Below are 3,476 nucleotides of genomic sequence, written 5' to 3'. Positions count from 1 at the left end.
GCCCTACAGAGCCGTATTGCGTCTGTAGGGCAGGAAAATGCAGATAAACCGCAAAAAACAGGGTAATAATGACCGAAAAAGACCCAAAATGAGCCATTTCAAAAAAATCGGGCTAAAATTTGGCGGTAGTCCGATGTTAAAACCGACGGGCTGCTAGAGAGATCTATCTGCCGGAGCATTCCGCCCGGAAGATGGTTTGCAGACATTTTCTTGCCTTGAATCACGCCGGATTCGAGCCAGTTGTGTACCGTCCGCACGGTTTTGCCCGTCAACATCGCGGTGCTTTGCGTGCTGATGAAAACGGATGAATGCTGCAGTTTATCCATAACCGCCCTGCCTGTTTCTTTCATCGCAGCCTGAAGATTTGCACACGAATGATTTCATCGAAAACGCTATGAAGTCAATCCGGTTTCATGGGGGTTACGATGAAGTAACAACCGGATATTCATGGGCAATACGATGAAATGGTCTTCATTCATTATTTGGCAATACGCTTAAATAATGAATAATACAAATAAAATATCTATTTTATCAACCGGTTAAATGTTTTCCCCGGAAAAATAAAATCTGGCACACTTCATGCTAAGTAGTCCATGAGGCAACGCAAACGGCGCTGCCAAATGAAGTTTCTTGCAAGAATAAGGAGTAAGACACATGAGCATGTTAGTCGAAAAGGCCAAGTATCGCGCCGAACAAGGTTTCACCCTCATCGAACTGATGATCGTCATTGCCATCATCGGCATTCTGGCGGCCATCGCTATACCGCAGTATGAGCAGTACATCATCACTTCCAAGGCAACTTCAATCACTCAAGATTTCCACCAGCTTATCACCCAGGCTACTGCCGCACAGGCCGCAGCTTCTGCCGGTCAAACAACATCTATCAATATTCCTGTTTCTGCACCAGGTGGATACACATTCACCGTGAGTGGAACTGGCGTTAACGTTGCAGCCGGTTCTGCTGTTGCAACAGTGACTTCGACTAATGCCGGCATCCAAATTGCCATGGCTCCGGGTACAACTAACCCGAGTGGTAGCCTTAATACAGCCGTCACGAACGCACTGAATGCAATGGGGCTTGAGGGTAGCGGTACTGCTGGGGCCGGAACTAATCCAACTACATCCTGTAAAACTGCTGGTAATTGTACAGTACTCGTCAGCCCCAATGGTGGCCTCGAGTTTTCTTGATGCCTGATCATACAAGACCCCTATCCACCTCTATTAGGTGAACGGGTGACATAACAAAGGGCATCTCGTACAGGTGCCCTTGATTATGCCGAAGATAATTTCCTAGATTTCTCCTCAAAGGAACCCCTTATGCCAGTCAATCTCGTCACCCGAGGCCCCGCAGAGCGCGCCATTTCTTTTGAAGCCCAATATGCGGACGGTATTTTGCACATCTGCAGTTTGGACGAACGGCATATTCAGCATAGCTATTCTGCCATAGAGATTTATCTGATTCTCAAAAGTCTGCAGCAGCAGTTCGGACAAAATTATTTTCCACTTGCCAATAATGTGGAGCGTTTGGGTCATGGGGAGGAACAACCCGGACTCGGTATGACTATTTTGCAGGTCGGTTTTGATATCAATATCGCCCATGCGCAGGGTTCCAGTTATCTCGGACCCTGCCTAGAACATCTCGGCTATTGTGAATGGAATGGTCAACACCACGGCATCCAGTGGCGCTTGATTCAGGAAAATCTCTCCGACCGCCAGTTATTGCAAGACCTGTCAGAACGGTTTTAACGGACGGCTTAAAAATGTGCGCCATCCGACAATCCGGATTCACCCTCATTGAACTGATGATTGTCATTGCCATCATCGGGATTCTGGCGGCCATTGCGATACCGCAGTATTTTTCTTACATCCGCGATGCTCAGGCAGAAACGGTGGTTGCCAATTTTCGTGAGGCGGTGTCCGCCGTCAAAATGGCACTGGTCACCCGCGAGGGCAGCAATTCGGTCAATGTTTTCGCCGTGTTGTCGAGTACCGCCACCGCACCACTGGATCACACAGTACCGGCTTATACCAGTCAGGGCAGCACGACCAACTGCAGTCAGATCGGCATTGATCCGGCGGTGATTACGACGAGCACCCAAAAGGTCACCTTAAATGTGGGCACCGGAACCGGCGCCTGCAAGGACAGCAACACCACAGCGGCAGTAGGCCGCGCTTTATCACAGGCGGGTTTTAACCTCGGTCCCAATGCCGCCAGCACTTATGTGATCACCCCTTAAACACAGGAGAACGACCATGAACGCCCATCATCCGCAACAGCGTATCAATGAGCTCCAGCAATTGCGCCATCGCCTGCTCAGTCGCCGCGAACAGCGCGGTGCCGCTACGGCCACCATCGACATGGAGCTCAATGTGGTGCGCAGTGAATTGCAGGCCCTCTATGCCCTGCAGCGCGATCAAAAACCCGCCAACCAGCGGATACCCGTCACCCACGGCCTGAAAATGGCCTGATCGTCGCGGGCTGCGGCGCTTGGCGCACCGTCCTGCCTGGCAGGGCGGAGGGTTGCTGACTGCCCATCCCCTGATCTAAGGCCCTCCGCGCATGTCCCGTGATGCTCCTGATCCGCCCCCCAAAAACGGCCCCTGGCGCCGGGTCTGGGCGCGTCTGGGCTGGGGTGGGGGTTTGCCTTCGGGTGCTTCGGCTGCGGCCCATAGCCGCCTCGAACAATATCTGGCTTTCAGCAAGGCGGTCGGGCAGGTCATGGAACACACCGATCAGGAATCCATCCTGCTGGAGTCCCTGTGTACCCTGGCGGTGGAATGTACCCCCGTCACCCTGGCCTGGGTCTGCCGGGTAGAGCCGGACAATTCCCTGCAAACCCTGGCGGATGCCGGAGATACCGCCTATCTGGACAGCTTTGCCGAAAGACGCAGCGGCCTGCCCGCCGACCATGGCCCGCTGTTCCGGGTCTGGCAGGAACAACAGCCGCTGTTTAATGAACCTTTCTCAGAAGGCCCCCTGCGCAAGGCCTGGCAGCAAAATACCCGTCCCTATCAGTTGCGCTCCATGGCGGTGCTGCCCATTCACCGTGACCACCAGCCCTGGGCGCTGCTGGTGCTGTATGACCGGGACCAGCGGGGTTTCCCGCAAGACTGTCAGGTGGTGCTGGAGGGCATCGCCCGCCGGGTGAGTGAAGCCCTGGAAGACTGGGTGGGCATACTCCGCGAACGGGTCGCGCGCGAACACCAGCTGTTGCTGGGTACGGCCCTGCAAGCGGCAGAAGAGGGGGTAGTGCTGACCGATGCCGATCGACGCATTCTGTATGTGAATGCCAGCTTTTCCCGTATGACGGGTTATACCCTGGCGGAAATCAGCCGCTTCGGGCTGCACCATCTGCAAGGCCCGCGTACCGACCCCCGGACCCTGACTGAAATTGACGAGGCCCTCTGTGGTCAGGGGTTTTTTAACGGCCGCCTGCTCAATTACCGCTGTCTCTTATACACATCTCCGAGCCCCC

6 protein-coding genes are annotated in these 3,476 nt (G+C 54.1%); 5 read left to right on the top strand and 1 reads right to left on the bottom strand.

The features are described 5' to 3' along the window. Nucleotides 1-98: 98 nt before the first annotated feature. Entirely contained in the window at nt 99-326 is a 228-nt protein-coding gene (locus H7F08_RS15030; RefSeq protein WP_193640985.1) for a hypothetical protein, read from the bottom strand. A gap of 328 nt (nt 327-654) precedes the next feature. Here H7F08_RS15030 and H7F08_RS15795 point away from each other — a divergent pair, with 328 nt between their 5' ends. From H7F08_RS15795 to H7F08_RS15005, 5 genes are all read left to right on the top strand, one after another. After that, nucleotides 655-1,188, top strand: coding sequence for a prepilin-type N-terminal cleavage/methylation domain-containing protein (locus H7F08_RS15795; protein WP_193640984.1), 534 nt, complete (start codon nt 655-657; stop codon nt 1,186-1,188). Between the two features lie 129 nt (nt 1,189-1,317). Then, nucleotides 1,318-1,746 carry a hypothetical protein gene (locus tag H7F08_RS15020; protein ID WP_193640983.1) on the top strand — a complete coding sequence of 143 codons (429 nt, stop codon included), beginning with the start codon at nt 1,318-1,320 and terminating at the stop codon, nt 1,744-1,746. A gap of 14 nt (nt 1,747-1,760) precedes the next feature. Then, complete coding sequence (locus H7F08_RS15790; protein WP_319803984.1) at nt 1,761-2,237, top strand: prepilin-type N-terminal cleavage/methylation domain-containing protein; 477 nt, start codon at nt 1,761-1,763, stop codon at nt 2,235-2,237. Between the two features lie 16 nt (nt 2,238-2,253). Further along, nucleotides 2,254-2,469 carry a hypothetical protein gene (locus H7F08_RS15010; protein ID WP_024895123.1) on the top strand — a complete coding sequence of 72 codons (216 nt, stop codon included), beginning with the start codon at nt 2,254-2,256 and terminating at the stop codon, nt 2,467-2,469. Between the two features lie 91 nt (nt 2,470-2,560). Continuing rightward, a partial coding sequence (locus H7F08_RS15005) for a GAF domain-containing protein (protein WP_193640982.1) occupies nt 2,561-3,476 on the top strand: 916 nt, incomplete at its 3' end.

This window comes from Acidithiobacillus sp. HP-11 (assembly GCF_015100075.1).
Taxonomy (GTDB): domain Bacteria; phylum Pseudomonadota; class Gammaproteobacteria; order Acidithiobacillales; family Acidithiobacillaceae; genus Acidithiobacillus; species Acidithiobacillus thiooxidans.
This window is presented reverse-complemented; position numbering and strand designations above follow the sequence as displayed.

What these genes read in the sequence shown, in the direction of transcription:
- H7F08_RS15030 (WP_193640985.1), bottom strand. Translation starts at nt 326, where the DNA reads ATGGATAAACTGCAGCATTCATCCGTTTTCATCAGCACGCAAAGCACC.
- H7F08_RS15020 (WP_193640983.1), top strand. Translation starts at nt 1,318, where the DNA reads ATGCCAGTCAATCTCGTCACCCGAGGCCCCGCAGAGCGCGCCATTTCT.
- H7F08_RS15795 (WP_193640984.1), top strand. Translation starts at nt 655, where the DNA reads ATGAGCATGTTAGTCGAAAAGGCCAAGTATCGCGCCGAACAAGGTTTC.
- H7F08_RS15790 (WP_319803984.1), top strand. Translation starts at nt 1,761, where the DNA reads ATGTGCGCCATCCGACAATCCGGATTCACCCTCATTGAACTGATGATT.
- H7F08_RS15010 (WP_024895123.1), top strand. Translation starts at nt 2,254, where the DNA reads ATGAACGCCCATCATCCGCAACAGCGTATCAATGAGCTCCAGCAATTG.